Raw genomic sequence first — 26,569 nt, forward strand, 5'->3', positions numbered from 1 at the left:
CTCACCCCAGGAGGTGGCACTATGGAGCTAAGCTACCAGGAGAAACTCACGCTCATAAAGCTCAGCGAAGTTGGCAGGACTAAATTCGAAGAGCTCGTCAAAAGGACCGGTCTGGACCAGGTTGCGGTTATGCGGGCGGTTCTCGGCCTTCAGAGCAAGGGGCTGGCGAAGCTCCACGAGAAAAGTGAGAGGGTTGTCAGGCTCACCGAGACCGGAAGAAAGTACGCGGAGATAGGTCTTCCTGAGTGGAGGGCGCTGGCGGTTCTGAAGGAAAAGAAAAAGGTAACCCTGGATGACATGGGGAACGTTCTCAGCGAGGATGAGCTGAAACCAATAGTTGGTCTCCTGAGGAAGGAGGGCTGGGCGAGCGTTAGGAAGGAGGACGGGAAGTTAGTCCTTGAAATCACCGAGAAGGGACTCAACGCGGAAGAGAGGCCCATCGATGCCGCCCTCAAGTTCCTCACGGAGAAGAGAACCGTACCGCTGGACGAGATTGAGGGACTCATTCCCGTTAAAGAACTCAAGAGAAGGAAGATTGCGGAGGAAGATTCCGTTACCGAGAGGTTCGTCGAGATAGCCCCCGAGGGAGCGGAGCTCGTGAAAGGGGGCATCGAGCTGAGGGAAGAGGTCTCCAACCTGACCCCCGAGCTGATAAAATCCGGAAAATGGCGCGAGGTCGAGTTCAAGCGCTTCAACATCTCGGCTCCGGTTCGGAGGATTTACCCGGGCAAGAAGCAGCCGTACAGGGCCTTCCTCGACAAGATACGGAAGAGACTTATCGAGATGGGATTCATCGAGATGGTCTCCGACAGTCTCATCGAGACCCAGTTCTGGAACTTTGACGCGCTCTTCCAGCCCCAGAACCACCCCGCCAGGGACTGGACCGATACCTACCAGCTCAAATACCCGAAGAGCGGCCACCTGCCCATGGAGGAACTCGTCGCCAGCGTCAAAGCCGCCCACGAGCACGGCGGCGATACTGGTTCCCGCGGCTGGGGTTACGTCTGGTCTCCGGAGAGGGCCATGCTCCTCATGCCGAGGGCACACGGCACCGCTCTGAGCGGCAGGCAGCTCGCCAGGGGCGTTGAGATACCCGGAAAATACTTCACGATTCAGCGCGTCTTCCGTCCGGACGTCCTCGATAGAACCCACCTCATAGAGTTCAACCAGGTCGATGGCTTCGTCGTCGGTGAGGATCTGCACTTCAGGAACCTCCTCGGGATACTCAAGCGCTTCGCCGTTGAGATAGCAGGGGCCAAAAAGGTGAAGTTCCTGCCGGACTACTACCCGTTCACCGAGCCGAGCGTTCAGATGAGTGCCTACCACCCCGAGCTCGGCTGGGTTGAGTTCGGCGGTGCCGGAATCTTCCGCGAGGAGATGACGAAGGCGCTGGGGGTAGACGTCCCGGTCATAGCGTGGGGAATTGGAATAGACAGGCTGGCAATGTTCAAGCTGGGAATAGACGACATCCGCTACCTCTTCAGCTACGACCTGCGCTGGCTGAGGGAGGCGAGGCTGGTCTGGTGAGGTGATGCTCATGCCGAAGTTCGATGTTTCCAAGGCTGACCTTGAGAGGCTGGTCGGAAAGGAATTCAGCGTTGAGGAGTGGGAAGACCTCTTCCTCTACGCGAAATGCGAGCTGGACGACGTCTGGGAGGAGGACGGTAGGATATACTTCAAGGCGGACTCGAAGGACACCAACAGGCCCGACCTCTGGAGCGCCGAGGGAATAGCGAGGCAGATCCGCTGGGCGCTCGGTTTCCAGAAGGGGCTTCCCGAGTACGGGGTCGAAGACAGCGGTGTAACGGTTTACGTTGATGAGAAGCTGAAGGATATCCGCCCCTACGGCCTCTACGCCATCGTTGAGGGCCTCAGCCTCGACGAGGAGGCACTCAGGCAGATGATAAACCTCCAGGAAAAGGTCGCCCTAACGTTCGGAAGGAGGAGGAGAGAGGTAGCGATAGGCGTCTTCGACTTCGACAAGATAAAGCCGCCAATCTACTACCGCGCCGCCGAGAAGACGGAGCGGTTCGTGCCCCTCGGCTTCGAGGAGGAGATGACGCTCGAGGAGATAATTGAGAAGCACGAAAAGGGCAGGGAACACGGCCACCTGATCAGGGACAAACCCTATTACCCACTCCTCGTTGACAGCGAGGGCAAAGTCCTCTCGATGCCCCCGATTATAAACTCCGAGATAACCGGCAGGGTGACCCCGGAGACGAGAAACGTCTTCATCGACGTGACCGGCTGGGACCTGAACAAAGTCATGCTCGCCCTCAACGTCGTCGTAACGGCTTTAGCCGAACGCGGCGGGAAGATACGGAGCGTTAAGGTCGTCTATCCGGACTTCGAGATTAGGACCCCCGACCTCACCCCGAAGGAGTTCGAGGTCGGGCTCGACTACATCAAGAGGCTCACCGGCCTCGAGCTGAGTGACGGGGAGATCAGAGACCTCCTTGGAAGGATGATGTACAGCGTCGAACTCGTCGATGGCAAAGCAAGACTCCGCTATCCTGCCTTCCGCGACGACATAATGCACGCCCGCGACGTCCTGGAGGACGTGCTCATAGCCTACGGGTACAACGAAATGGAGCCGGAGGAGCCGGAGCTGGCCGTCCAGGGAAGGGGCGACAAGTTCATCGAGTTCGAGGACGCCGTCAGGGAGCTCATGGTCGGCTACGGCCTCCAGGAGGTCATGACCTTCAACCTGACGAACAGGGAATCCCAGTACAGAAAGATGCTGCTCGAACCAGGTGAGGACCGCTTCAGCCACCCGCCCGCGGAGCTCGTTGAGATAGAGAACCCAATAAGCCCCAAGTGGTCCGCCCTGAGGGTCTGGCTCATCCCGAGCCTCCTCGATTTCCTGAGCCAGAACACCCACGAGGAGTACCCGCAGAGAATCTTCGAGGTCGGAAAGGCTACACTCATAGACGAGAGCAGGGAGACCAAAACGGTCAGTGAGAGCAAGGTCGCCGTTGCCCTCGCCCACCCGCGCGTTACATTCACCGAGGCCAAGGAGATACTCGAGAGCGTGATGCACCACCTAGGCTTCACATACGAGCTCGAGGGCATTGATCACCCGAGCTTCATCCCGGGAAGGGCAGGAAAAATAGTCGTCGAAGGAAAACCGATCGGCATCATAGGGGAGATACACCCGGCAGTCTTGGAAAACTGGGGAATAGAAATGCCCGTGGCGGCGTTTGAAATGTTCCTGAGGCCGCTCTATCGGGCGCCGTACCTCTAATCCTCCATTTTTATCCTCTTCTCCAGAAGGGCACACATTATCTCGAAGTTTGTCACGTTCTCAAGCACCTCAATCCCTATAACCGCATCCATTCTCCCACCTCCGGGTACACTTGGGGGATGTGGTTTATCAATTTTTCTCGCTCCCGCTTGAACAGCATCCAAAATCAGGGTTTACATTTGCAAAATAATCCGTCGCAGTATCAACCGGCACCCTGGAAAAGACATTTATACCCGCCAGCCCATCCAACAACCATGAGGTTCGCACTTAGAATAGCGTACGATGGCACCGCATTCTATGGCTTTCAGAGGCAGCCCGACGTTAGAACCGTCGAAGGAGAGCTGATACGGGCTCTATCAAAGCTCGGAATAATAAGGGACGCCGAGAGCTCAAACTTTAAGGGGGCCTCAAGGACGGACAGAGGGGTTTCCGCCATCTTCAACGTCGTGACCTTTGACGTCGCCTCGAGGCCGGACCTCGTTCGCGCGGAGGTTCTCAACCACCACCTCAGGGATGTCTGGGTTCTCGGGGTTGCCGAGGTTCCGGACGACTTCCACCCCCGGTTCCAGGCGAGGTCAAAGACCTACCGCTACTACCTGGTTGACGAGGGCTTCAATGAGCGTGATATGAGAGAGTGCGCGGCGCTCTTCGTTGGCGAACATAACTTTTCGGCATTCTCCCGGCTTGAACCCGGCAGAGACCCGATCAGAGAGCTCCTCCGGGTTGATGTCATCAGGCGTCAGGGCTACTACATCATCGAAATCGAGGGCAAAAGCTTCCTGTGGGAGATGGCGAGGAGGATAGTCAACGCCGTCCGGCTCTGCGGCCTCGGACTGATGGAAAGCCGCGAGGTTGAGGAGATGCTCGAGGGTGAGTACGGCAAAAAGGTCCCGCCCGCGCCTCCCGAGGGACTCATCCTCTGGCACATGGAATACCCGGACGTGGAGTTCCAGGTGGATGAAAGGGGGATCAAAAAAGCAAAACGCGACCTGTTCGAGCGCTACTCAAGAGCGCTTACGAGGGCGGCCCTTTTTGGTGACGTTCTCCTCGAGCTTTGAGTCCATCTCCCTGTCGTAGTATTTACCGTAGTACTGCTTGAGCGCCTTCTGCCGCTCGATGAAGTGGGTGAAAAGCAGGGGGTCGTCGTCCTGAACGTCAACTATAACGGCCTTCATCCCCTTCTTCGGCCTCAGGGCGCGCCCTATTGTCTGAATCGTCATGATATCACTCTTGCCGCCTCCCGCGAGTATTATCGCCGAAATCTCCGGTATGTCCACGCCCTCCTTGAGGAGTGTCGAGATAAGAACCGGAATCTCGCCGTTCTTGAACGCCTCAAGTATCTCCCAGCGGTTGGAGCTCTTTGAGCTCAGGAACTCCGCCTTCACGCCCATCTCGCCAAGCATCTTCCTGAGTATCCTGCCGTGCTCTATCCTTCTGACATCGATGAGGACGCGGTGCCCCTTTCGGGCGAGCTCGGCGGCCTTCCCGGCCACGGCCCGGTTCCTCTCGTCGTTGTTCATTATCATGTCCTCGTACAGCTCCTTGTAGCGCTCGCTGAAGGAGGGCATGCTCGACTCGTAGGTGATTATTTCAAAGCGTGGCTTCGCAAGGAACTTTTCCTTTATGAGGTCCTCCGCACGAACCTCGAAGATGGTGGGCCCAACGACGGCCTCTATCTTAATCTCCTCACCGCGTATGCGCCTCCAGGGCGTCGCGGAGAGGCCAAAACGGTATACCTGGGGCAGCGAAAGGCCGAGCTGGTAGAACTTCTCGGCGGCGGAGGTTCTGTGGCACTCGTCGAACATGAGGATCGCGTATTCGTTCTGGAGCTTGTCGGCACCCCTGGACAGGAGGGTCTGTATCATGGCTATAGTGACATCTTTCTCGTTCCACTTGTTGTCCCCGACGATGCCCGGTTCGACCCCCAGGACCTCACGAACCTTGTCCGCCCACTGATAGAGAAGCTCCTTGGTGTGGACCACTATAAGGGCCGAGAGGTCAAGCTCGTGTATTATCCTCAGCCCAACGACGGTCTTACCGCTTCCAACAGGAAGAGCCAGAACCCCCATTTTCTCCCGGAGGGCCTTTTTAACCGCCCTCCCTTGATACCTGCGCATGCTGTAGTTCTCGTTCCACGTGGAGTTCAGCTTGGCACCCCTAACCTGCCGCTCGTCCTTCACGCGGACGCGGTATCCCTTGCAGTTGAGGAACTTCTTGACCCTCGGAAGAACCCCAACGGGAAAAGTCTTCTCGTAGGGATCGTAGAGGCTCTCCGGCTTTTCCCATTTGCCAAAGTCCCTCTTGTAGCTCAGCAGCTCGTAGATTTTGAAATACACCTGCGGGTCCGCCTTCTCAATCCGAACCAGTGCGGAGCCATCGGGAATGCGGAGGGTTACCGTAGGCATGGCCAATCGTCGAAAGTTTGGAAAAAGGCTTTATAGGCCTTTTGGAACACCAAACTAAGGTGATAGAATGCTGAGGGAAATCATCGAACGGTTTGATGATGCCGTCGTTGTTAAGGAGCAGGTAAGCAAAGAGCTCGGGGTAACGCGTTATCTCCTGAAGTACCGCGACAGACCCGTCCTCTTCAAAGACGTGGACGGATGGGAAGTCGCGGGCAACATCTGGAGCACCAGGGAAAGGATTGCATCGTACCTTGGTATCGAGAGGGAGGAGATACTTCACACGATGACGAAGGCCATGGAAAATCCCGAACCCTACAGGATGGTTGATGATGCACCCTTCATGGCGAACTCAACCGGGGACTTCTCCCTAACCGAGCTCCCGATTCCAAAGTACTACCCCCAAGACGGCGGCCAGTACTTCACCTCCGCCATGGTCATAGCCAGGGACGAAAACGGCTTCGTCAACATGTCCTTCCACAGGATGATGGTCATCGACGAGAAAAGGGCCGCCATAAGACTCGTCCCGAGGCACCTCTACGCCATGTGGAAGGAGAAGGCTGAAGCCGGGGAAGAGCTGGACGTCAGGATAGTCGTCGGAAACCCGATTCACGTCCTCCTCGCCGGAGCCACGAGCGTTGCGTACGGCGTAAGCGAGCTTGAGATAGCCTCGGCGATGAGCAGGAGGGCCTTCGGAAAGCCCCTCGAGGTCTTCAACCTCGGAGGAATCCCCGTTCCCGTCGAGACTGACTTCGTCTTCGCGGCGAAGATACTTCCCGAACTGACGGACGAAGGGCCCTTTGTTGATATAACCGGAACCTACGACTACGTGAGGAAGCAGCCGGTGGTGGTCTTCGAGCGCATGCACCACGTCGATGAACCGGTTTTCCATGCCCTTCTCCCCGGCGGCTACGAGCACTACATGCTGATGGGTCTGCCGAAGGAGCCGCAGATTTACGCGAGCGTTAAGAGGGTCGTTCCAAAGGTTCACGGCGTAAGGCTGACCGAGGGCGGTGCGATGTGGCTCCACGCTGTGGTGAGCATAACCAAACAGCACGACGGTGACGGCAAGAACGCTATCCTGGCAGCATTCGCCGGGCACCCCAGTCTGAAGCACGTGGTAGTTGTCGATGAGGACGTGGACATATACGACGACAGGGACGTCGAGTGGGCGATAGCGACGCGCTTCCAGGCGGACAGGGACCTTGTGGTAATCCCCAACGCCCGCGGCAGTTCCCTGGACCCCTCGGCGGAGAAGAGCTTAACCGCAAAGTGGGGAATCGACGCAACGAAGCCGCTGGAGAGAAAAGAGGAATTCGAGAGGGCTAGGCTCTAGCCCTCATTCCACCATTTCAAGGAATATCTCCTCAAGGCTCGGCTCTTTGACCTGCATCGTGAGTATCTTGGCGCCGCGTGAAGCAACGAAATCGTGAACATCCTCCCTGATGTCGTCCGGTGCAACTATGCGGTACTTCTTCTCGCCCAGCGGCGTGACCTTCCACGCAGCCCCCGTGAAGTTCACCGGAACGTTAGTCTCCAGCACGATGGTGTAGCCTGCCTTCCTCAGGAACTCCCTCTTGATGTTGTCGAGGTTGTCCTCAACGCGGAGCCTGCCCTTGACTATTACCCCAACGGTATCGCATATCTCCTCAACGTGCGCCAGAATGTGGCTTGAGAAGAAAACCGTCTTCCCGGCCTTTTTCTGCTCTCTGATGATGTCCTTGAACTCCGCTATTCCAGTCGGGTCGAGACCGGTCATCGGCTCGTCGAGGATGAGAAGCTCCGGGTCGTTGATGAGCGCCTGGGCAAGCAGGAGGCGCTGCCTCATTCCCTTCGAGAACTTACCGACCTTTCTGTCCCGTTCCTCCCACAGGTTGACCAGTTCAAGGAGCTCCCTGACCCGCTTCTCCCGCTCGGCCTTCGGGATTCCGAAGGCGTCAGCGATTATCTCAAGGGTCTGGATGGGGGTCATGAAGTCCCACAGGGTGGCGTGCTCCGGCATGTAGCCTATGCGTTTTTTGGCCTCGACGAGCTGGTTCTCGTTGAATTTTCCATCGGCGAAAACCTCGAGGTCGAAGAGCCGAATCCTCCCCTCCTGCGGAAATATCAGGCCCAGGGTGCTGAGGATGGTGGTGCTCTTTCCGGCGCCGTTAGGGCCGAGAAAGCCGTATATCTGGCCGGGCCTGACCTCAAGGTTCAGGCCGTCGAGGGCGCGAACGTCTTTGTAAACCTTAACTAGATTCTCGATTCTTATCATCGTCATCACCTCAGATCCATGCGGAGGAAGCGGTAGAAGGCCAGGGCGAGGTAGACGAGGGTGAGTCCAAAGAGTATGCCCAGGTTAACCAGGTTCTTCTGTATGGCCCCCCCTATTCCCACGTATTCTATCTGCGGGTTCTCTATGTCCCCCGTAACCTTTGTGGCATCGCTGACTATGACGTCTATCTGGGTCGTTGGAACGTAGAAGAGGTATCTGGTCTTGTACTCCTTGCTTTTCTCCTGATACGCCTCCCAGTCGGGGTGGTCGCTTATTATGGTATCCTTGGCGGCCATGAACTGAACTATGGCGGGCATTATCATGAAGACCACGAACATGATCACCAGGGCCACGCCGAGGGCGGTGCTGGAAGACTTCACGATGGTGGAGATTATGTAGCCCAGCGCTATCAGCTGTATCATCGCCAGGAGCAGCAGACCGTTAAGCAGGAGAGAATCGGTGACGAGCTGGCTTCCCATTGGAGCACCCAGCCATGCCAAGCCAGCTATTCCAACGAGGGTCGTCAGAAGGAGCGCCATCAGCACAACCACCGTGTGGGCAAGGAACTTGCCGCCGATGTAGCCCAGCCGCGTTATCGGCTTGCTCATGGCAACGCGCAGCGTTCCCTTCTCTATCTCGCTGTTTATCGCGGTGGCCCCCATCAGAAGGGCGAGTATGGCGATGAAAAAGCCGCCCAGTCCGTTGATGTTGCCTATGAGAACCGAAACGGCCTGCTGAACGGTTTCTATTCCCTCCCCAGAGGCCTTCTGGAAGTAGAACCCCGGTATGTACAGAAGCATCATGACACCCAGGATAACCCACAACTTCTTAGTTCGAAGGCTCTGCTTGAACTCAAGCTGAAATCCCCAAAACATAACACCTACCTCCTTATTTCGGTACCAGAGTGAAGCCGTCCACCCGACTACAACTAATCGGAGGAGTATAAAAATTTTGTCTATGGGGTTGAAGTGACGGCGCCCCCCTGCGGTTACTGGCCGAAGCTCCACCGACAGTTATAAGAACCTCGGACATACCTTTCACTCCGATACCTCGAACTTCGAGGTGTTATTGACGGCGGAATATTTAAACCTTTGGGTCGGCCCAACTGACCTCCTCCCCGCCCTTCAGGGCGGGGGTTCCAACGATGAACCCCCTAACCTAAAGGCGGGGAGGTTTGAGGGGCTTCACTAAAGCCCAATAAAGGCGGGCTTTTCAGCCCCTCTGGCCGGGCCTTCGGCCAGTTACCCCTCCTCTGAGCGTAAAGACCACTCAGATTTGGGGTTATGGTTTTGACAGCCTTTTTCAAAATGTTGAAAGCACCAACTAAATCAGCATTCATAACAACGCCCTCTCTACGGCACTTAAACAAACCCCTAAAAATCCTCCCGTCAGAGTGGCGTTGGCCGCAGAGAGGGCAGGATTGAGAAGTAAAAGCCTCATCAACAATTTCAACAGCAATGCCATACTCTTCAGCAACCTCGGTTAAGCGTTTAATCACGTAATTGAACCGCCAGACGTGGGAGAGGATAAAATTCTGCTTACTGCCCTTCTCAGAGTTTCTTGCGATACCTTTCGGATAACCAACAACTATTCTGGAAACACCCAAATCGTAAAGCCTTCTCACCGTTTGCCTGACTGCCGTGTTGATGTAGTGCTTGGCTTGGAGTTTAGCTCTCTCGTGCATTCTCTTGAGTTTTCTCCCCGTTTTAGCTCCACTCTTGTTGAGTTTTGACTGGTACTCGGCAATCCTCCTTCGCCAGTAGAAGTCAATGCTCTTTAATGGTCTCCCATTCACGAGGAAGCTTTCACCATTCTCAACGTAAACGGCCATCAAGTTGTTCACTCCCAAGTCTATCCCCGCTGAGAGGCTTCCCTTTGGCGTCCTCGGGAGTTTAATCCACTCCCCACCTTCAAGTTTTTCCTCTACCGTAAAACTCAAGTGAGCGTACCATTTCCGCTTAACGGGGTCAAAAGTTATCTCCAACCGCCCTTGCTTGCCCTTCAAGTGTATTCTTCCCTTGAACTGAATTTCGAGTTTTCCAAATTTGCCAAGTCTTCTCAATTCGAGGATATTTTCCTTGACCCAATACTGGTCGTTTCTGAGGGGAATTATGAAGAATTTTCTGCCGTTCTTTTCTCTAACGAATTTCGGTGGTTTCGGCTTGAACCATTCGGGCAGTTCTCCCTTCTTTTTCTTCCTGTTGAGTGAGAAGAATGAACGCCACGCTTCTGCGTTTTTTCTTGCCAACTGTTGAACTGTTGAGCCGCCAATCCAGTTTTTGAACTCGTGATAGGCTTCTTTTTCTGTTCCATTAAAGTCAATTTTGCCGAATTCGTTGAACTGTTTGAGCCTCTGGTAATTGAGTTTGTTCCAGATTACTGCTGTGGCATGAGCTAATTCGAAAAGGATTTTCTCCTGCTCCTTTGAGGGTTGAAGTTTAACCGTTACTTCTCGCTTCATTTCAAAGTATGGTACTGTTTTTGAGCTTTAAAAAAGATTGCTTTCCTGTTTGATGGCTAATTTGCAGAACACCGTACCCCGCCGTGAACGGCGAGGCTTGAAAAAGAGAAAACGTCAAAAATTCAAAGGGCAGTCAGCCGCAAGACGTCCTCCCACTTCGTGCAGTGCTCCCTCAGCCGCCTGAGAACTTCGTCATTTCCTCCCAGAACGGGCCAGAGTATCGAATCTATGTGGAGCGGCGGAATTCCCGTTTCCTCAGCAATTCTACCCCAGAAGCTCACCGGCGGCTCGTTCGTGAATCTCTTCGTGTAGGCGTTTATCCTCACGTCGTCGGGTATCTCGATGGCCATTGGATACGGCACGAACTCGCCAAAGGCTATCCTACCAGCGTAGCCGAACATCTTAACCGCGAAGACTATCGTCTTGGCGCTTTTCTTTGAGCCAAGGGCCTTCGCAAGCTCGTCGCGCAGGCGTTCCATGCCATTGAAGTAGTAGTCCCTCAGGTCACCCAGCGACAGGGAATCGAGAAACGGCTCGACCCGTTCCAGCCTTTTAACCTTTCCCGCAACGAGCCGCCTGTTGGTTCTGGAGTTCGGCAGAAAGCGGGAGTATGCTTCCGAGATACTCTCTTCCGGCGGATTTTCCGAAAAGTACTTGGAGAACTCCCACCACCAGGCTTCGCCCCTAGCCGTCAGCTGGTAGCTCACGAGGGAGTTCCCCATGACCAGCTTGATGAAGAGTTCATCGTCTCCAAGGTTCGCATGGAGGTTTTTGAGGGCGTCGAACTGAAGGTCCACCCTCTCCTCGATGGTTCTGGCGCAGTCGATGCCGAGCTCGCTTAGAATCTCCCGGAGAACTCCCACCTTTTCCTCATCCGCACGGTACCTTACCTTGATGAACTTGTCGAGCGTCAAGCTAACCACCCACGGATTTTATCAGCCTCTCAAGGAACGCGCTCTCCCCAATTACCTCCGCCCCGGTGTTGTTCGGGACGCCGAGCTCGACCTTCGCCTTTATCCCGTGCTCCCGGAGGTAGTCGTGGGCTTCGGCGCTGAGCCTTGGGAACTCGTCCCTCATTATCAGCCCGTAAACAGTCGGGCCCCAGGAGCTTTGGCCGCAGCCGTAGGTTTTTTCGGCGAGAAAGTCGAGTATCAGCTTAACGTCCTCCCTGAACTCCCCTCCCTGGTACGGCTCGAAGTGCTTTCCAACGAGCCTCTGTATCGCGGAGAGGTGTTCACCGAAGGTCTTCACGTCCCCCTCCTTCAGAGCGGGTAGGAGGCCGAGCAGTATTCTGTGGCTTATCTCCATGGCGACGTCTGCCCTTCCAACGGCTCCCGCCATCACGGGCTTTTCTTCCTCCTCGTCGAGGCCGGGCTTGAGTTCCGGAATCACGAGAAGGAATCCCCATTCGGGTGGAAAGTCCTCGCGGAATATCAGAGGGGGGATGCCGTTTTTAACGCCCCCATCTATGACGAACCCGCCGTGGGCGAAGGAGTAGATGCCGGCGCCGCCGTTCCTCCCCCTTCCGAGAACCCTCGCCAGCTCCTCAACCGAGACGTTCAGGTTGTTAAGCCGGGCTATCCCCATCGCGACCGCCAGGCTGAGCTGGGTGGTGGAACCAAGGCCAACGTGCCGGGGGATGGCCTGTCTAACCTCAACGACGTAGTTAACCCCCGTTTCGTAGGCGGAGTTCATCCTCTTTATGGCGAACTCGATGGTTTCCCTGTCTTCTCCATCTGCAATCACTTCCATGGCCTCGCCCTCGACGATTCTGACCTCGTAGCCACCCCCAAGGGCAACGCCGAGGCTTCCAAAGCGCCTTCCAAAGGTAGCCGATGGATCGATGAGACCCAGATGAAGCCTCCTCGGAGTACGGATTAGCATGAACGTCACCGGGGGAAGTTGGGGGTATCGATTTTTAACCCTTCGGGCGGGAAGTTCCCTTCTGAGAGGAGAGAATGAAGCCCGCTCGTGCCCTATCGGGCGGTCATCACGGGGCAAGTCTTTCCGATGAAGCAGAAAGCCTCGCCCGAAAGGACGGGGTAGTTCACCGGTTGGCAAAACTTTTAAGTATCTCCAATATTACACTCAACGGTGATAATATGGGGGAAGGTGATGACACACTTGGGATTGCCCTGTACATCCTCACGATATTCACAGGACTGATAGGGATAATAACCATAGCGCCCCTCGTGACCGAGCTGTATCTCTTCCACGTCCTCGGCAGGCTCAAGGCGAAGGTAACCGACGAGGCGGTCCTAGCCGGCTTCAGCGCGGTCAACGGCCTCCTCGCGGTCGCTGTGCATTCCAACGACCCGAATGTCGACCCGTTTCTGCCCGTCTTAATAGCCACGCTAACCTTTTTATTCATGGCCATCAAGCTCGAGCTGGGTGTGAACCATGAAGTTCGCGGGGATTGATCTGAGTGAGCCCAGGATAATGGGCGTCATTAACGTTTCGCCTGAGAGCTTCTACAAGGGGAGCGTCAGGGACGACGAGGACAGGCTCATCGAGACCGCGGTGAAGATGGTTGAGGATGGGGCTACCTTCATCGACATCGGTGCCAAATCGACCGCCCCCTACCTCGAGACCCAGATTCCCGTTGAGGAGGAGGTAAGGCGGGCGGTATGGGCGGTTAAGGCCATTCGCGACCACGTGGACGTGCCAATAAGCATAGACACAACGAGTGCCAGGGTCGCGGAGGAGGCCCTGAAGGCGGGGGCGGATGTGATAAACGACGTCACCGGTCTGAAGGGCGACCCGAGGATGGCGGAAGTGGCCGGTGAGCACGGTGCCCCGGTGGTAGTCTGCGCCCATGGGAAGGTGAGGAACCTCAGCGACCCGATTCACACCGTGATAGACCTTCTCAGAGAGAGCCTCCTCATAGCCGAGAATCACGGTATCGAAGAGATAGCCATAGACCCGGCCATAGGCTTTCTCCGCCCGGAGTGGCCCCCCTGGTACGAGTGGGACTCAAAGGTTCTGGCGAACCTCAACATGCTCAAAATCTTCGGACGGCCCATCCTTATAGGGGTCTCCAGAAAGTCGTTCATCGGGGCAATAACTGACAGAAAAGACCCCGCGGAGAGGCTCCCGGGGAGTCTTGCCGCCACGGCAGTGGCCGTCTTCAACGGAGCGAACATAATCCGGACACACGACGTCAGGGAAACACTCGATGCCGTTCGGACGGCAGCGTTCATGAGGAGGTTCCGGATGTAGAGGCCGCTTCTTTCGTCTTCTTCCATTCCTCAACCAGGGTTCCGAGGAGGGACAGGGCAACGGGGCCGATTATCAGGCCGACGAAGCCGAAGGCTATGTAACCCCCGAAGATTCCAACGAGGCTTATCAGCGCGTTTACCCCGGTTTCCCTCTCGCCCAGGCGAGACCTGAGGATGTAGTCCGGCATCGGGGAGACGAAAACCGCCCCGTAGAGGGCAAAGACGACCGCCGCGGGGGTCTCTCCGGTGCCGAACAGATAGGCTGCCCCGGCCAGCCAGACTATCCATCCCCCGAGGACGGGGAGAAGCTCAAAGATTATCGTGAAGATGCCGGCCGCTATCGCACCGCCGGCGTCGGCTATAGCGAAAAGATAGAAGCCTGCCGCTATAGCCGCACCCTTGAGTATGCTCAGGGCGAGCCATCCGCGGAGGAGGCTGTGGAGGGTTCTTCCAGCGCTGTTCAGGAGTTTAAGGGCCAGCTCCCTGTTGTCCTGTGGAAGGAGGGCATGAACTTCCTCCCGTATTGTCTCAGTGTTCACGAGGATTCCATAAAACGCGAAGACCATCACGATGGCCTGAAGAGAGAGCTTGGGAAGGGAGTAGGTGTAGCCTAGAACGTACTCCTCAAAGCGCTTGGGAATATCCTCCGCGAGGCGCTGGATGAGCTCGTAGATTGCGGGGGGAAGGTGGAAGCCAAGCAGCCACCGGAAAAAAGCATCGATGTAGTACGCCAGAGACTGCTTGACGTCGTTTATCCAGAGGGCAAAGCCGATCATGAAGAGAAACGTCAGGATCGTGAGGATACCTGTCATGGTGAAGGCCGAAACACGCTTTCCGGTTTTCCGGGAGAGGCGCTCATGGAACGGATAGAGGATGTAAGCCAGGGTTATCGCGAGTATAAGGGGAGAAAGGATAGGGCTAACCGTCTCCCAGACGAGGTAGAGGACGACGAGTGATATCGCGATCCAGACTGCGGCTTCAAGCTCCATCCAGCATCCCCAGGTATTTCAGTATGAGCTCCCTCGCACCGGGTTTGTTGAAGACGATGAGGTACGCTCCCTCGCCGAGTATAAAGTTCTTCCCCAGGGCTAATAAACCTTTCTTGAGCTTGTGAACCTCGGCCTTTTCGAAGTCTATGGTATCCTTAACCTCCTGGGGCGCATCGATCTCCTCAAGGGCCTTTTCGAGGCGATTGAGAACGCTGCGGTTGAGGAACTTGATGGGGCTCGGCCGGAATTCCTCGGCGACTATCTCGGAGGGGGCCAGGTGGATGCCCCAGAACTCCTTGGCGCACTCAAAGGGATAGACGTAGTCCTCCCCATAATCGGGGAGGTAAAGCTCCCTTATCACTGCAAGGAGAAGCTTTCTGGCGTCCTTTCCGTAGAACTCCACCTCGAGGTTGAACTTCTCATCCCGGAATCCATTTTCAAATATCTCGAGCTTCTCCTCACAGAGCATCTCAACCACCTCAGCCGGTCTTCAGGTAAGCGCTCACGTAGCGCGGATCAAGTAGGAGGGCAGTGCTCCCGAAGATACCAAAATCCGAAGGAGATTCCCCGCCGTATATGACCACGCGCGGGTTGGTGACGTTGAGCTCCTCCGAAAGGATCCTCAGGGCACGGTCGATGTCCCCGGTTTCATCCACAAGGGAGCCGGTCACGTTCATGGCGAACCAGATCTGACCGGTTGCATACTTCCTGGTCTCGTTGAGTGGCATGTTTCTCCCGCTGCTCACCGCCTGGAGGAATGCCTGGAAATAGGTGTCAATGCTCTCTGCTATCCTCTCACGCTCCTCCTCGCTCAGGTCGCGCCACTCCGCGCCGGTGTCCTTGTAGGGGCCGGTCTTGAAGACATCGACCTTGATGCCGTTCATCTCGTAGTTCTTCTGGAGATTGTAGTGGACGTAGATGACGCCGATACTGCCCACCTCTGCGAGGGGGTCCGCTATTATCTTCTCGGCGCCTGCGGCGATGTAGTACCCACCCGATGCCGCCATGCCGCCGGTGTAGGCGACCACGGGTTTAATGAGGTTGAGCTTCCGAACCGTGGTGTAGATATCCCTCACCGGCCCCACGTATCCGCCCGGACTCTCTATCCAGAGAACAACGCCGCCGATTGAGTCGTTCCGGGCAATATCCCTCAGAAGGGGTACGATTCTGAGGGCGGTGTACTCGTCAATCAGGCCGAATATCGGGACGACGGCTATCGTCGTGTTGTCTTCGGGCATGTTCCTCTCCCTGAGCTGGGTCCGCATGAAGTCTAACTGCCTCTGGAGCTCCTCTATCTGGAGCTTGTAAGCCGTTTCGTTGCACGTGGCGTTCAGTGAGGTCTCCACAACTATCGGGGAGACGTTCGAAGGGGTGTAAGATTTCAGCTCCGAGTTCTGCATGTAGAGCAGCACCACCGCCACGCTTGAGGCGGCGAGCAGGAGTATAAGAACCGCGGATATGTACTTCCAGATATCTTCCCTCATCCACTCACCCGAAAGATGTTCCGCCCGGAACTTTTAAACCCTGTCCTCGGTAAGCTTTTATATTCAGCGGCACACTCTCTTGTAGGTGGTAGCATGGAGATAGGAATTACGGTCTATCCGCATTTCGTCACGAAGGACAAGACCCTCGCGTCGGTGCTCGCGGACGTCAAGATAAAGAACTACGACTTCGTCTCGATATTCCCACACACGCTCGGCCTCATAAAGAACGGCGTCGTTGTTGAGAAAAAGCTCAAAAACATCGAGACGACCCTGAGGGGCGTCGGAATCGACTACATCGTCAGGATGCCCACCTCCGTCAACCTCCGCGATCACATCTACTACACCCGTCACTTCCGCGTTGCGAGGGCCGTAGCGGACGTCGCGATAAAGCTGGGCGCCAAGGTCATCGTCATGCAGAGCGGAAGGACTGGAAGGCTCGACCTTGAAATAGAGGCCCTCCAGCAGCTTGCGGACATGGTGGGCCCGTTCGGGATAAAGATAGCCCTCGAGAACACGTTCAGCGTCAAGGATACTCTCTACGTGGTTGACAACGTCGAGAGGGAAAATGTCGGCTTCGCCCTCGATGTGGCACACGCCTTCCTCAGCGCCCAGGGTGACGCGGACAAGCTGCTCGAGGACGTCAAGCTCGGAACTGATAAAACTATTATCCTCATGATACACGACAACTTCGGAAAGCTCTTCCCCCAGGTGGAGCCCGAGGATGCCCTCGCCTACGGTGTCGGCGACCTTCACCTTCTCCCCGGCGAGGGAAGCATACCATTCGGAAAGGTTCTCAAGCTGTTTGGCGACGTCCCCCTGCTCCTCAAGGTCAAGGACCCCGAGAAGTTCTCCAAAGTCCCGACGAAGCAGGGGTTGATAGAGCTGCTGACGAGCCTGTGATTTTCCATTTTTTGTGTACTATTTTTGGTGGTGTGCAAAAGATGGATAGAAAAACCTTTTAATTTCTAACTTTGATTAGTGTCATGGTGAAATTTCAATGAGAAAGGCAGTAGGAGTGTTGTTGATAACCCTCCTGCTAGGATCGATAGTAGCAGCGGCGGGGAGTACAGCCTACGCCACCACTGTTGAAGCTCAGAACGACCCGTACGAGAAATTCTGGGAAATCCTCAACAGAGAAGCCGAACTTGTGGTTCGCCTCAACGCCACTGGAAACACGACTCTTGTCAAGGAGCTAATTCAAAACTCTCGCTTCGGTGCCGAGAATGCCGCAAACATTTCAGCGTTAATCTGGCAGGCCATGGAGGAACTGAAGGCTTCTGGTGTAAAGACGTACTACACTGCGGAAGAGCTGAGAGAAATGGCTCAAAACATCAGCCAGAACGGTCTTCCCCAAGAGACCGTGGAGGCTTTGAAAGCCCAAGGCTGGACTGATGAGCAGGTTCAGGCCCTGGAAGATTACATTGCTAAGAACGCTGGTGAGATTAACGAAGACTTCAACATGACAGCCTTCCTTAAGGATTTCTCCATGGCCTTCATCGACGTGGCGTTCAAATACAACGAGTACGGAGCATGGGGTTTGAAAACAGGTTATTGGAAAAATATCGGAGAGGCCCCTTCAACGGCAGGTTCGTCCCTTCAGATCAACCCTGTTCTGAAACGGTCGTGGATCGAAACATATGCAAGCTACTACAATTACTCGGGAGATTCGACGGGCATAGAAACTTTTTACAGCAGCGTCCGCGGACTGAATGAGTTAATAACCGCACTGATTCTCGACAGGATAAAACCAAAGGAGTATGAATATACAAAATTCATGCCTCCTCATCCAACACCAAGACCGCCTCGGAACATAACTCTCAACATATCTCCCCCAATAAACCCACGCCTAATATCCCCGGAACAGGAGATAACAAGGGTTGAGAAGAGAACTCCCAACGGAGGCATTGTATTCACAATCGAAAAAACAAGAGTAGAGGAGGCATACAGATTCCTTAAAGACGCCGGAGGCGACGTTGGTGTAAAATCAACTCCAGAAGTCTGGTGTCCAGAGACCTGGATAATAACAAACCATACAGTATACTACTGGCCATCTGCCCTCGAAGCATATGAGCTGTCAAGCAACATCATGGCCCTGTTGGAGGCAAAGAAAAGAGGCAACAACAATCCCGAGATTGACAAAATCATAAATCAAAAAATGGCGGAGTTAAAGCAGTCCCTCGGGGTCTACATGATATACAGCACTAACAAGACTAAAAGGGTATCGTGTTACGACAACCTTAAACCTGGCCAGCCCAGACCCCTGAGCGGTTTGGACACCAAAGAGACCATGCCAGTAGAGAAGGCATCTCCAGATCTCCAAGAACCCCTGAACCTGCCCGAATGGCTGATCAAAGAAGCGCTGGATATGGAAAATACTCTCGGAGTTCTCTCAATAAACGGGATCAGTGTCGTGGTGGACAGGAACGATGCGGGTGAGATAAAGTACCACGTCGAAATTTCGATGGTAGCCAAGTATAACTCGGTAAGCAAAATCCAGGTCAATGTTTCAGACAAAACCTCCGGGGGAACTGACACAGGAACCATAAGTTACCTGGGCCCGGACGAGGAGGAAACATGGAGGAGCGGGAAGTTCTCAGCCAGGGTATCCGGAAGCAGTATACGGATAACCGGGAACGTAAAAATCACCTATCGGCCAGTATGCAGCAGCCCACCAACATCATTTAAAGACGGCCAGACCCTCTCCAGGAAATGTCAGGACAGAACCATAACAAGGAGCTACTCAGAAACCATCGATCTCGGGTCTTCAATTGACTGGAGCAAGGTCGATGTTATCGTTACTGCATCAAGGCACAACATTGTTGAGGGAGAGAGCGTCACGTATACGGTGAAGGTTAAAAACGGCAATAGTCTGCCGGTGGACGGTGTCAAGTACAGAGTAACAGTATCTCTCCCCCAATTTGACCCCAAAAACTATTCAGGTACCGTCACGATCCCTGCAAATGGCGAGAAGACGATACTCACCAAAACCGTAGCATATCCTGATTCCGGCACATATCTGGCACGGGCGACCATTTCGTGGAACGGACACACGAAGAGCGCAAGCGATAAGGTCATAGTAACCACCGGCACTCTGGTCATATCGGACGTTGATGTATCACCCCGGAATCCGGATGATGGGGACAGAGTGAGATTCGACGTGAGTATCAGAAACCCCTCCTCCCGGTCCAGATCCCTGAATGTGAAGCTGTTTATTGATGGGGTCAAGGAGCCCAGCAGAACCGTCTCAATCGGGGGCAACGGCGAGAGCACCACAACCTTAGTGTGGACCGCAACCGCAGGGAATCATGACTGGAGGGTAGAAGTGTGGGAGGATGGAAAACTGGAGGATTCGAGGAGCGGAAGCATTGAGGTTAATTTCCCAGCAGGGAGTGGTGTTTTGAAGATCAAAGAAGTCCAAGTTATACCAACCCCACCAACAGTTAAGAAGCCCGTGACATTCAGAATAAAAGTCAAGAACCTGTATAGTATCAGCAAAGAAGCAAAAATAAGTCTTGAGATCCCAGAAATGGGCTTCAAAACGGATCTAACAAAGGTCATAGCTCCAGGCGACTATGGGATATTCGACATCCAATGGAAGCCAGGAGAAGTAGGTCTGATCGATGTGATAATCAAGGTATTCTCCCGTGAAGATAACGGTGGAGAGAAGCTTGAAGACGAAGAACATGAGACTGTGGAGGTCAGAGACAATCTTTTTGGCAGGCTCGTGCCGAATGTGAATAATACTGTGGTTCAGGGCACGATGGTTCACTTTGACGTGATTGTGGAGAACAAGGACGATTACCCCGCGTACAATGTTCCCATTAGGGTTCTCTACACATACCAGAAGCCAAATGGAGAGTTCAGTGATCCAATCAGAATATTTGAACGCAATCCACATCGGATTGATGGTCTTGGAGTTAACCTCACGTGGTTCAACATAACCCTCACCAACATAGGAAAGTACCACTTCACGCTCTACGTTAATGGGGAAATCGAAGATGAAAAGATTATAACAGTAAACTCAGAGGGCAACGTGATGGCATGGATGGAGTGCGAAGATACAGTGAAACTATACAAATCTTTTAATTGCTATGTTAACCTAGGAAACCTGCAGGACTCCAGTATCCATGTCCAGCTTGTAGAAATCAAGTTTGGAGGAGAGATAATCTGGAATGGAGAAGACTGGGATTCAGTTAAAGTTTCACCTCACACGGGTTCAGAGATAACGCTTGGTCCAGATGAAAGTGGTACACTAGAATTCACAATCTGGGTTGACGGAGAGCTAGCAAAAAGGATATTTGGGGATGAGTATTACACGTATCTCTTCACTCCGGGAGGTGAACCCACATCTCAGTGGATAAGTGCGGAGCTTCAATTCGATGGGAAGGCTAAAGAACTTGGTGCAACGGTCATAATATATCCTGGAGATGACGAGGGAGGAACAGGATGGAATACACTTAAAACCATTGGAGCAGTGGGTGGAGGTGTTGTAACAGTAATAGGCGTTGCTGTGGAAATAAACGTATTGTCAGGTCTTGGCATATTCTTTTTAGGTCTTACTGTGGGTCCTGACGTATTGAGATCTATTAACGCTCCCACCCCGACGTGCTCGGGTGAAAACGACGGAAACCTAATATGCGGGGATGGTGGTTGAGGTGGAGTGCGGGTTGTACTCGTTCCTCCTTTCCTTTTCGTTTATCTTTTTAGATCTCTACCTCTTCCTCAAGTACGAAGGCATGAGGCCCGTGAGAAGCGAAATGCAGAAAAAGGCCGTAGAGCTTGGAGTTGATATTGTTGTCTTTCCGGGCCTCATACTGACCGTGAGCATTGCCAGAATACTTTCGGAGCTGTATAACAGCGCCTTGCCTTTTGCTTTGGGAATGGTCGTTGCAACTTTCTTCGCGACGGTCATTTCTCTTAGACTCAAAAATCAGCCAGAAAGGTTCGTGAGACTCACAGGGAAAATCGCTAAGAATTCTGGAAAAATCGTGGCGTTCAACCTTCTCGTCCTCTCGGTTTTCACCTTCTTCTTTTTGAAGGCATTGTGCAGGGACGTCGAAATGGGACCTCTGCTCAGCATAATGGTTCCGTTGGTGCTTTACGGTCTGCTATCCCTAAGGTACTCGAGCATTGTAAAACAAACTATCCTGTGGAGGACTTAGTAAAATGCGAAAAGATTTAGACAGCGCTCCTGTAAACGTTTGGATAACGGACGTTTACTTTGCCGGGGGCAAGATATACGACAGTACTGAAGGCGACAATTTAGTGGTTCCAGATCCAAGAAGCTTAGCTCTAAACCCCTGCTCTTCAGGAACTTTCACCTTCACAATACCAATTAACGATGAACTTCAGGAAAAAGTGCCGGTGGACTTAAGTGACATAAACCTCGGAACGCCAATAGCAATCAAAGCCTATCTGAATCAACTAAACGGGCCAGTAATGTACGTGATAGAGATGAATCCCAGAGACTTAACTGGACTTCAAGTACCAACAGAATTTGCGATTAGCGAAACTGCAAGTGCCATAGTGGGGGCCGCGGGATACTGCCTAACTACTGAAGAAATAACAGCGGCGGGAATCTTTATAGCAGCAGGAGAGGGTGCATTGGCTGGTATTCCTGCAACTCTTGTTGGACTCTGGCTTTATGAACTAAAAGTCGGACTCTTTGACCCCATACCTCCAAACGACCCAGGAGACAACAATTTGATAATTGGAGGGTGATAAGATGCAGAGAATCCCAAGAGACCTCCTTGCTCTTCTTTTTATTGCATACCTGTTTGTATGGTTAGTATTTTTTGTTACTGGCTCATTCAAGGGAGCCCCATTATTGGCGATACTTGGTGTCCTTCACATAGTCTTTTTAATATTTGCAGGTTTTATTGTAGTATTCTACCTGCTAGCACCGCTAGATGACATAAATTGGAAACGCAGATAAAGTCTCAAAAATCCTTGAAAACTCAAAAGAAGTATTTAAGAAATACAGCGTTCCACATTTCAACTGAACGGGGTGGCTAAAATTCTCTGGAGTTTATTTGAATCCCTTAACTCCAATTTTTTGACGGTCTTCGTTGGTGTCCTAATGCTTATCCCCTGACCATCTTGCTGGCGAATAGGGGATTCACTGACGTCCTTCAGGATTTAACATTCTGGGAGCGGGTTTGCAAGTTTTACAACATTGGCATCTTGTTGCTTCTGGCCATAATCTCAATAGCCTTAACAATAGTTGTGGTATGGCGTGTCAAACTCTGGGGTTTGGAGTACCTCGGCATGTTAGCCGTAGCACTCGCGTACGCGTACATCTCCGGCTACTTCAAAGGCGATCCAATTAAATGCAGGCCGATTTTTGACCGAAAACTCGATTACGTGCTGGTAACTACCCTGGTGGTGATTTACGTGATGCTCCTTGTGGGGATCTTAAGAAACGGGATTACCTTATCGTTAGCGTTTTACTACGGCGTCGCCACACTGCACACAGTGTATACTCTTAAATCCCTGAGGGAACTCAGGAAACTCAAGAACAGGACGCAATTAGATCCCAGGGTGGTCTAAATGGCCGTTAGCCTTGAGGGCTTCTCTTCCTTTCTTTTAATCGTCATCTCACCATTCCTTTTGCTTTCGCTGGCAGTGTTGATTGGCAATAAAGACGTTATCCACAGAATCAATTTCTGGGAAGGAACGGCAAGAATATACACCTGGACGATCATACTACCGACATGCTACTTATTATTCCTGTTCTCCTTCCAAATGACGGTCAAGTACTATCTAGTTGGGACAATTCTCTTTGTCCTTATCACGTTGGGGGCATTATACGTGACGGGTGCCATTAAAGGGGACCCACACAAGGCGGAGAAAGTCTTCAGGCATGACTACATGCTGGTAAGCATTCTGGCAGCAGTGTACATACTTCTCCCAGCGTACGCTGTATTTTTCAGGACGGGCGTCTCTATCAGTGCAGTCATTTACTTCGCAATCGCCCTCTTATACTTCCGGTACTCGCTCAGCCTCCTCAGAGAGATACACAAGAAGGCTCCAAAAATCTCGAGAACCAAAAACCGTGAATAAAGTGAGATATTGCCCCCAATTCAAATGAAAATCCCCTGCGGAGAGGATACCTACAGCCCCAACCTCTCCCCTATTACCTTAAAAACCTCCGCGAAGGCCCTCCCTATCGCTTCCTTTCTTCTTGAGAAGTGCGTAACGTCCTCGGTGAAGTTCTCCCTCAGAATCTTGACGGCTTCCTCCACAGTTATCTTGCCCTCGAGCCACGCGTAGGCGAAGATTGCCTCCGCTATGTCGCCCTTACCGTGCTTGTCGGTCCTCGGCGGAACCACGTGCCTCAAACCGGAGAGCTCAAGGGCCATACTTAAGGAGGCGTTGGGAACCCTCTCCCCGGTGGGTCTGTCCAGGTACTCGCTCAAAGCGAGCGAGAAGACGAAGTTGACCAGTGAATCTCCGAACTTTGAAAGTCCCTTGTCCGTGAAGTCCCTCACATACCTCAAGCTCTCACCCCAGACTTCTCCGAGAGCCAGGCTTTAAGGTTTTTGAGGTACGGAAGGGTGCTCCCCAGGACGAGGGCGTACAGAAGGAGGGTCAGACCGAGGGAATAGACGACGTATGGAGCGTCTCCCCCAACTCCAATCGTGAAGTGGCCCACAAACCTGACAACGGTCCAGTTGGGGTTCCGGAGGTGAACGTGAAACCAGAACTCGCTCGGCTGGAGGATCGGCCAGATTCCAACGTAGAGGGCGGTAAAGAGTGAGACCAGGCCAATCCGTCCACCGGTGGTGAAGGATAGGAGAACCAGAAACGCAACGAGGGGCAGGAGGTACTGGGGATTAACGCGCCAGTAGGTTGCAGTAAAGGCGGCGTAGGCGAGGGAGGCGGAAACCACCAGGTTCCTCTCAAAGGAATGTCTCACAAGGGTGAGGAAAAGGAGCAACAGGGCAGGAACGTACCAATGCATGATGAAGGGCAAGGAATCGATTCCGTAAACCTCGTGAAAGTACGTGAGCAGGCTGACGAAGCCGTTCATGCTGTACGATAACGGAAGGGGATACCCGACTTCAATCCCCCTCATCAGCTCGGGAAGCGTGCGCAGGCTCGACGGACAGAGGAGCAGCATGGGGAGAAACGGGGCGATGGCACCTGCAAAAAGGAGCGCGGCTTTTTTGAGACCCCTTACCCCCTGTAGAATGTAGTCCCACAAAGAAACGATGGCTGGAAACAGGAGGGTGTGCTTAACCGCGAGGGAAAATCCCTGGAGGACGGGGGAGACCTTCTTTCTGCCCTCCATATAAAGGGCGAGAAGGAACGGGGCCATGGCCAGGGCGTCGAACATGCCATAAACAGCTGAAACGTGGATCACCATAGGGTTTAGGTAGTAAACTGCGCTCCCGATGACACCCTCCCACTCCCCCTTTTTTCGAAGGAGGAGGTAGATAAGAACCGCGGCTGCCGTATCGGTGGCTATGAATACCAGCTTAACGGAGAATGCCCAGGTGGGGTCCACGTAGACGTGGTAAACGCCATCACTCCAAAATGAATCAACGCCACCCCCAACCAGAATCCTGACCCCGGCCAGCAGGTAGGCCAGAACCGGGCCGTAAACGTAGGGCCATGGGTAGGGCCAGCCCTTGCCGGAGTAGCCGACCCAATCGGCGTAGGCGTAGAAGCAGGCCTTCTTTTCGAGCATAGTTCCGGCAAAGCCGTAGAACTGGGCAAGGTCGCTTCCCGCCGAATAGGGCGCAAGGGCAAGCCGGACTGTGAGACCGGCCAGTACGATGAGGGCAAGAGCTCGTTCAGGGTGCCTCAAGATTCCATCCCTCGAAATGTATCCATTTCAGCTGGAAGTTAGAAGAGTTTCAAATTTAAGGGTTTCGAAAATCGCCGCGTGGAACACATCAAAGGAGAAAAGGAAGGTCACTCGCTTATAGCGGCCTTCCAGGCATCCAGAACCGCCCTGGCCCTGTCGAACACCTTCTGTGCGGCCTCCTCAAGGGCCTTCTCGGGGGTAACCTTGCCGTCGGTAACGATGCGGAACTTGGGCTTCCTCGCCATGAGAACCGGGTGCTCGATGGTGTAGCCCGCGAAGGTCACGTGCTTGTTCTCGTGGAGCACCTCGTTGAGCAGGTTGGCGAAGGTGTGATCCTCCCCCTCAAGGTAGAACTCAAGGACGTTTTCCTCACGCTTGATGACCTCAATCTTCATTTTCCTCACCCTTCAAGTGGTTAATCAGCATCTCCAGCGCCTGCTCCTTGTTCTTCACCAGTTCGTATTTAAACTTATCCTTCTTCCACTCGGCGAGACCGAGTTCCACCAGGAGGTCGATGACGTCCTCCGGTTCGAGGTCGTAGGCAACGGCGGCGGGCAGGACGACCTCCCTTATTTGCCGCGTTGTCTGGAGGGAGATGTCGGACAGGTATCCGCCAAGGGTTCCCGTCAGGGAGACCAGCTCCTCCCATGGCATGGACGTTACCAGCTCCCTCTCCCGCACTTCAACGGTTTCGCCGAGGAGCTCGAGGGTCTTTACGAGGATAGGGGTTGAAACGCTGGCCCCCACCTCTCTGAAGAGGTCGTCTATGGTGTACCTGTAGAGGCCGCGCCTGTCGGGGTAGAGCTTGGCCCTGACGCGGTTGTGTATTTCCCGTATCCTGCGGATGGCCTCGCGGATGTCCTCCTTCGTCCCCTGGACGTTTATCTTCAGGTCGTTCAGCTTGCCATGGACGTATATGAACGCCGGCAGGCGGAGGCGCTGAAGCTCCCGCATGAACTCCTCCTTCTCCCTGTCGTCGCGGACGTGGATGGTTATTACCTTCTTAGCCCTCGCCATGCTCACACCCTCATCTTCCTGTAAAGGGTGGAGAGCTTCCGCGTCTCAACGCTTCCGCAGCGCGGACAGATAAGCCTGTCGCCGCGCCTCACCAGGGGGGTCCTGCAGCGGGAGCAGAGGGCATAGACCACACCGAGGTCCGGCCCTTTGGTGGAGAGCTGTATGGGACTCTTCTCAGTGGCCACGACCCTAGCCCTCACAACGTCGCCGACCTTGAACTCCGTGGACATGCCCTCAACGTAGCCGTCCCTGACCTGGGATATATGGATTCCGGCGAGCTTCGAGGTGGCTATCTCCCTGTCATCCTCCCTTCCTTCGATTTTAATGAGCTGGACTATCGCCGCCTGCGGCTTGACCTCTATGACGTTCGCTATGACCACGTCGCCCACCTGCGGCAGGGGTGGGGTGTCGGTGACGGGTTCAACGCTGATTTCCATCTTGTCCTGGTCGATTACAACCTTCCCCGCTCTCACGGCGTAGAGCTCGCCGTTCTCTTCCTTAACACCTTCCCCTGGGAAGTACTCCTCGATGACGCCGAGGTAGTCACCGGGAAGAACGATATCACCGCTTTTTGCGCCATTCTTTTCGTCCATTCTCCCACCTCCATGAAAGTTGCAGTCCGGATTTTTTAAGCCTTTGCCATGCGGGAGGATTTATAAGGGCGAGGGGAAAAGTTTTAGTAATT

The 26,569-nt window shown here is 53.9% G+C and carries 27 protein-coding genes; 13 read left to right on the forward strand and 14 right to left on the reverse strand.

What is annotated here, in order from left to right; genetic code table 11:
* The first annotated feature begins 21 nt into the window (after positions 1-21).
* From pheS to truA, 3 genes are all read left to right on the forward strand, one after another.
* Positions 22-1,527 carry a phenylalanine--tRNA ligase subunit alpha gene (pheS, locus tag FPV09_RS04175; RefSeq protein ID WP_148882484.1) on the forward strand — a complete coding sequence of 502 codons (1,506 nt, stop codon included), beginning with the start codon at positions 22-24 and terminating at the stop codon, positions 1,525-1,527.
* A 10-nt stretch (positions 1,528-1,537) separates the two neighbouring features.
* Entirely contained in the window at positions 1,538-3,244 is a 1,707-nt protein-coding gene (gene pheT / locus FPV09_RS04180; protein ID WP_148883677.1) for a phenylalanine--tRNA ligase subunit beta, read from the forward strand.
* A gap of 254 nt (positions 3,245-3,498) precedes the next feature.
* The gene (truA, locus tag FPV09_RS04185) at positions 3,499-4,302 is read left to right on the forward strand and encodes a tRNA pseudouridine(38-40) synthase TruA (protein ID WP_148882485.1); all 804 of its coding nucleotides are present in this window, start codon (positions 3,499-3,501) and stop codon (positions 4,300-4,302) included.
* On the opposite strand, the gene FPV09_RS04190 is transcribed toward truA, so the two are convergent.
* The gene (locus FPV09_RS04190) at positions 4,249-5,649 is read right to left on the reverse strand and encodes a DEAD/DEAH box helicase (protein WP_148883678.1); all 1,401 of its coding nucleotides are present in this window, start codon (positions 5,647-5,649) and stop codon (positions 4,249-4,251) included. The genes truA and FPV09_RS04190 overlap by 54 nt on opposite strands.
* Before the next feature lie 67 nt (positions 5,650-5,716).
* On the opposite strand from FPV09_RS04190, the gene FPV09_RS04195 reads away from it, so the two are divergent.
* Complete coding sequence (locus FPV09_RS04195; protein ID WP_148882486.1) at positions 5,717-6,982, forward strand: UbiD family decarboxylase; 1,266 nt, start codon at positions 5,717-5,719, stop codon at positions 6,980-6,982.
* 3 nt (positions 6,983-6,985) lie between these two features.
* Here the strand turns inward: FPV09_RS04195 and FPV09_RS04200 are convergent, their stop codons facing one another.
* The 5 genes from FPV09_RS04200 to FPV09_RS04220 form a co-directional block, all read right to left on the reverse strand.
* Positions 6,986-7,903 (reverse strand): ABC transporter ATP-binding protein, encoded by a 918-nt coding sequence (locus tag FPV09_RS04200; protein ID WP_148883679.1) that lies wholly within the window; start codon positions 7,901-7,903, stop codon positions 6,986-6,988.
* A gap of 5 nt (positions 7,904-7,908) precedes the next feature.
* The gene (locus FPV09_RS04205; RefSeq protein ID WP_148882487.1) at positions 7,909-8,778 is read right to left on the reverse strand and encodes an ABC transporter permease subunit; all 870 of its coding nucleotides are present in this window, start codon (positions 8,776-8,778) and stop codon (positions 7,909-7,911) included.
* Between the two features lie 278 nt (positions 8,779-9,056).
* Positions 9,057-10,364 (reverse strand): RNA-guided endonuclease InsQ/TnpB family protein, encoded by a 1,308-nt coding sequence (locus FPV09_RS04210; protein WP_139680440.1) that lies wholly within the window; start codon positions 10,362-10,364, stop codon positions 9,057-9,059.
* A gap of 122 nt (positions 10,365-10,486) precedes the next feature.
* Positions 10,487-11,278: an N-glycosylase/DNA lyase gene (locus FPV09_RS04215; RefSeq protein ID WP_148882488.1), complete on the reverse strand. Its 792-nt coding sequence runs from the start codon at positions 11,276-11,278 to the stop codon at positions 10,487-10,489.
* Position 11,279: 1 nt separating this feature from the next.
* Positions 11,280-12,248, reverse strand: coding sequence for a beta-ribofuranosylaminobenzene 5'-phosphate synthase family protein (locus FPV09_RS04220; RefSeq protein WP_148883680.1), 969 nt, complete (start codon positions 12,246-12,248; stop codon positions 11,280-11,282).
* A 218-nt stretch (positions 12,249-12,466) separates the two neighbouring features.
* Here FPV09_RS04220 and FPV09_RS04225 point away from each other — a divergent pair, with 218 nt between their 5' ends.
* Both FPV09_RS04225 and folP read left to right on the forward strand, forming a co-directional pair.
* A complete protein-coding gene (locus FPV09_RS04225) occupies positions 12,467-12,784 on the forward strand; it encodes a hypothetical protein (protein WP_148882489.1) in 318 nt (105 codons plus the stop codon).
* A complete protein-coding gene (gene folP, locus FPV09_RS04230) occupies positions 12,765-13,583 on the forward strand; it encodes a dihydropteroate synthase (protein ID WP_148882490.1) in 819 nt (272 codons plus the stop codon). Before FPV09_RS04225 ends, folP begins: the two co-directional genes overlap by 20 nt.
* Here folP and FPV09_RS04235 read toward each other — a convergent pair.
* Genes FPV09_RS04235 through sppA form a run of 3 tightly spaced genes read right to left on the reverse strand, consistent with a single transcriptional unit; the run spans position 13,561 to position 16,055 of the window.
* Positions 13,561-14,571 (reverse strand): AI-2E family transporter, encoded by a 1,011-nt coding sequence (locus tag FPV09_RS04235; protein WP_148882491.1) that lies wholly within the window; start codon positions 14,569-14,571, stop codon positions 13,561-13,563. The two genes, folP and FPV09_RS04235, sit on opposite strands and share 23 nt — an antisense overlap.
* The gene (locus tag FPV09_RS04240; protein ID WP_148882492.1) at positions 14,561-15,040 is read right to left on the reverse strand and encodes a PH1570 family protein; all 480 of its coding nucleotides are present in this window, start codon (positions 15,038-15,040) and stop codon (positions 14,561-14,563) included. The genes FPV09_RS04235 and FPV09_RS04240 overlap by 11 nt, the downstream gene beginning before the upstream one ends.
* A gap of 10 nt (positions 15,041-15,050) precedes the next feature.
* Positions 15,051-16,055 (reverse strand): signal peptide peptidase SppA, encoded by a 1,005-nt coding sequence (gene sppA / locus FPV09_RS04245; RefSeq protein ID WP_148882493.1) that lies wholly within the window; start codon positions 16,053-16,055, stop codon positions 15,051-15,053.
* A 93-nt stretch (positions 16,056-16,148) separates the two neighbouring features.
* On the opposite strand from sppA, the gene FPV09_RS04250 reads away from it, so the two are divergent.
* The 7 genes from FPV09_RS04250 to FPV09_RS04280 all read left to right on the forward strand — a co-directional run bounded on the left by FPV09_RS04250 (position 16,149) and on the right by FPV09_RS04280 (position 23,117).
* Positions 16,149-16,955: a sugar phosphate isomerase/epimerase family protein gene (locus FPV09_RS04250; RefSeq protein WP_148882494.1), complete on the forward strand. Its 807-nt coding sequence runs from the start codon at positions 16,149-16,151 to the stop codon at positions 16,953-16,955.
* Positions 16,956-17,052: 97 nt separating this feature from the next.
* The gene (locus FPV09_RS12140; RefSeq protein WP_246112310.1) at positions 17,053-20,709 is read left to right on the forward strand and encodes a hypothetical protein; all 3,657 of its coding nucleotides are present in this window, start codon (positions 17,053-17,055) and stop codon (positions 20,707-20,709) included.
* On the forward strand, positions 20,699-21,217 hold the full coding sequence (locus FPV09_RS04260; protein WP_246112311.1) for a hypothetical protein: 519 nt from the start codon (positions 20,699-20,701) through the stop codon (positions 21,215-21,217). Before FPV09_RS12140 ends, FPV09_RS04260 begins: the two co-directional genes overlap by 11 nt.
* Positions 21,218-21,221: 4 nt before the next feature.
* Positions 21,222-21,776 (forward strand): hypothetical protein, encoded by a 555-nt coding sequence (locus tag FPV09_RS04265; protein ID WP_148882495.1) that lies wholly within the window; start codon positions 21,222-21,224, stop codon positions 21,774-21,776.
* A 4-nt stretch (positions 21,777-21,780) separates the two neighbouring features.
* Positions 21,781-21,990 carry a hypothetical protein gene (locus FPV09_RS04270; protein ID WP_148882496.1) on the forward strand — a complete coding sequence of 70 codons (210 nt, stop codon included), beginning with the start codon at positions 21,781-21,783 and terminating at the stop codon, positions 21,988-21,990.
* Positions 21,991-22,241: 251 nt separating this feature from the next.
* Entirely contained in the window at positions 22,242-22,604 is a 363-nt protein-coding gene (locus FPV09_RS04275) for a hypothetical protein (RefSeq protein ID WP_148882497.1), read from the forward strand.
* Positions 22,605-23,117, forward strand: coding sequence for a hypothetical protein (locus FPV09_RS04280; protein ID WP_148882498.1), 513 nt, complete (start codon positions 22,605-22,607; stop codon positions 23,115-23,117).
* A 50-nt stretch (positions 23,118-23,167) separates the two neighbouring features.
* Here FPV09_RS04280 and FPV09_RS04285 read toward each other — a convergent pair whose 3' ends face one another.
* The 5 genes from FPV09_RS04285 to FPV09_RS04305 all read right to left on the reverse strand — a co-directional run bounded on the left by FPV09_RS04285 (position 23,168) and on the right by FPV09_RS04305 (position 26,477).
* Positions 23,168-23,554, reverse strand: a complete 387-nt coding sequence (locus FPV09_RS04285; protein ID WP_148882499.1) for a ribonuclease III family protein — start codon at positions 23,552-23,554, stop codon at positions 23,168-23,170.
* Complete coding sequence (locus FPV09_RS04290) at positions 23,551-24,867, reverse strand: hypothetical protein (RefSeq protein WP_148882500.1); 1,317 nt, start codon at positions 24,865-24,867, stop codon at positions 23,551-23,553. Before FPV09_RS04290 ends, FPV09_RS04285 begins: the two co-directional genes overlap by 4 nt.
* Before the next feature lie 107 nt (positions 24,868-24,974).
* Positions 24,975-25,262, reverse strand: a complete 288-nt coding sequence (locus FPV09_RS04295) for a DNA-directed RNA polymerase subunit L (RefSeq protein WP_148882501.1) — start codon at positions 25,260-25,262, stop codon at positions 24,975-24,977.
* Positions 25,252-25,884 carry a DUF2067 family protein gene (locus tag FPV09_RS04300; protein ID WP_148882502.1) on the reverse strand — a complete coding sequence of 211 codons (633 nt, stop codon included), beginning with the start codon at positions 25,882-25,884 and terminating at the stop codon, positions 25,252-25,254. The genes FPV09_RS04295 and FPV09_RS04300 overlap by 11 nt, the downstream gene beginning before the upstream one ends.
* Before the next feature lie 2 nt (positions 25,885-25,886).
* Positions 25,887-26,477 carry an exosome complex RNA-binding protein Csl4 gene (locus FPV09_RS04305; RefSeq protein WP_058939196.1) on the reverse strand — a complete coding sequence of 197 codons (591 nt, stop codon included), beginning with the start codon at positions 26,475-26,477 and terminating at the stop codon, positions 25,887-25,889.
* Between the last annotated feature and the right edge of the window lie 92 nt (positions 26,478-26,569).

The sequence above is a fragment of the Thermococcus aciditolerans genome (genome assembly GCF_008152015.1).
In the GTDB taxonomy this organism is placed as follows: domain Archaea; phylum Methanobacteriota_B; class Thermococci; order Thermococcales; family Thermococcaceae; genus Thermococcus; species Thermococcus celericrescens.

Excerpts from the sequence above, each read along its gene's own strand:
- pheS (WP_148882484.1), top strand. The coding sequence starts at position 22 with ATGGAGCTAAGCTACCAGGAGAAACTCACGCTCATAAAGCTCAGCGAA.
- pheT (WP_148883677.1), top strand. The coding sequence starts at position 1,538 with ATGCCGAAGTTCGATGTTTCCAAGGCTGACCTTGAGAGGCTGGTCGGA.
- truA (WP_148882485.1), top strand. The coding sequence starts at position 3,499 with ATGAGGTTCGCACTTAGAATAGCGTACGATGGCACCGCATTCTATGGC.
- FPV09_RS04190 (WP_148883678.1), bottom strand. The coding sequence starts at position 5,649 with ATGCCTACGGTAACCCTCCGCATTCCCGATGGCTCCGCACTGGTTCGG.
- FPV09_RS04195 (WP_148882486.1), top strand. The coding sequence starts at position 5,717 with ATGCTGAGGGAAATCATCGAACGGTTTGATGATGCCGTCGTTGTTAAG.
- FPV09_RS04200 (WP_148883679.1), bottom strand. The coding sequence starts at position 7,903 with ATGATAAGAATCGAGAATCTAGTTAAGGTTTACAAAGACGTTCGCGCC.
- FPV09_RS04205 (WP_148882487.1), bottom strand. The coding sequence starts at position 8,778 with ATGTTTTGGGGATTTCAGCTTGAGTTCAAGCAGAGCCTTCGAACTAAG.
- FPV09_RS04210 (WP_139680440.1), bottom strand. The coding sequence starts at position 10,364 with ATGAAGCGAGAAGTAACGGTTAAACTTCAACCCTCAAAGGAGCAGGAG.
- FPV09_RS04220 (WP_148883680.1), bottom strand. The coding sequence starts at position 12,248 with ATGCTAATCCGTACTCCGAGGAGGCTTCATCTGGGTCTCATCGATCCA.
- FPV09_RS04225 (WP_148882489.1), top strand. The coding sequence starts at position 12,467 with ATGGGGGAAGGTGATGACACACTTGGGATTGCCCTGTACATCCTCACG.
- folP (WP_148882490.1), top strand. The coding sequence starts at position 12,765 with ATGAAGTTCGCGGGGATTGATCTGAGTGAGCCCAGGATAATGGGCGTC.
- FPV09_RS04235 (WP_148882491.1), bottom strand. The coding sequence starts at position 14,571 with ATGGAGCTTGAAGCCGCAGTCTGGATCGCGATATCACTCGTCGTCCTC.
- FPV09_RS04240 (WP_148882492.1), bottom strand. The coding sequence starts at position 15,040 with ATGCTCTGTGAGGAGAAGCTCGAGATATTTGAAAATGGATTCCGGGAT.
- sppA (WP_148882493.1), bottom strand. The coding sequence starts at position 16,055 with ATGAGGGAAGATATCTGGAAGTACATATCCGCGGTTCTTATACTCCTG.
- FPV09_RS04250 (WP_148882494.1), top strand. The coding sequence starts at position 16,149 with ATGGAGATAGGAATTACGGTCTATCCGCATTTCGTCACGAAGGACAAG.
- FPV09_RS12140 (WP_246112310.1), top strand. The coding sequence starts at position 17,053 with ATGAGAAAGGCAGTAGGAGTGTTGTTGATAACCCTCCTGCTAGGATCG.
- FPV09_RS04260 (WP_246112311.1), top strand. The coding sequence starts at position 20,699 with ATGGTGGTTGAGGTGGAGTGCGGGTTGTACTCGTTCCTCCTTTCCTTT.
- FPV09_RS04265 (WP_148882495.1), top strand. The coding sequence starts at position 21,222 with ATGCGAAAAGATTTAGACAGCGCTCCTGTAAACGTTTGGATAACGGAC.
- FPV09_RS04270 (WP_148882496.1), top strand. The coding sequence starts at position 21,781 with ATGCAGAGAATCCCAAGAGACCTCCTTGCTCTTCTTTTTATTGCATAC.
- FPV09_RS04280 (WP_148882498.1), top strand. The coding sequence starts at position 22,605 with ATGGCCGTTAGCCTTGAGGGCTTCTCTTCCTTTCTTTTAATCGTCATC.
- FPV09_RS04295 (WP_148882501.1), bottom strand. The coding sequence starts at position 25,262 with ATGAAGATTGAGGTCATCAAGCGTGAGGAAAACGTCCTTGAGTTCTAC.
- FPV09_RS04300 (WP_148882502.1), bottom strand. The coding sequence starts at position 25,884 with ATGGCGAGGGCTAAGAAGGTAATAACCATCCACGTCCGCGACGACAGG.
- FPV09_RS04305 (WP_058939196.1), bottom strand. The coding sequence starts at position 26,477 with ATGGACGAAAAGAATGGCGCAAAAAGCGGTGATATCGTTCTTCCCGGT.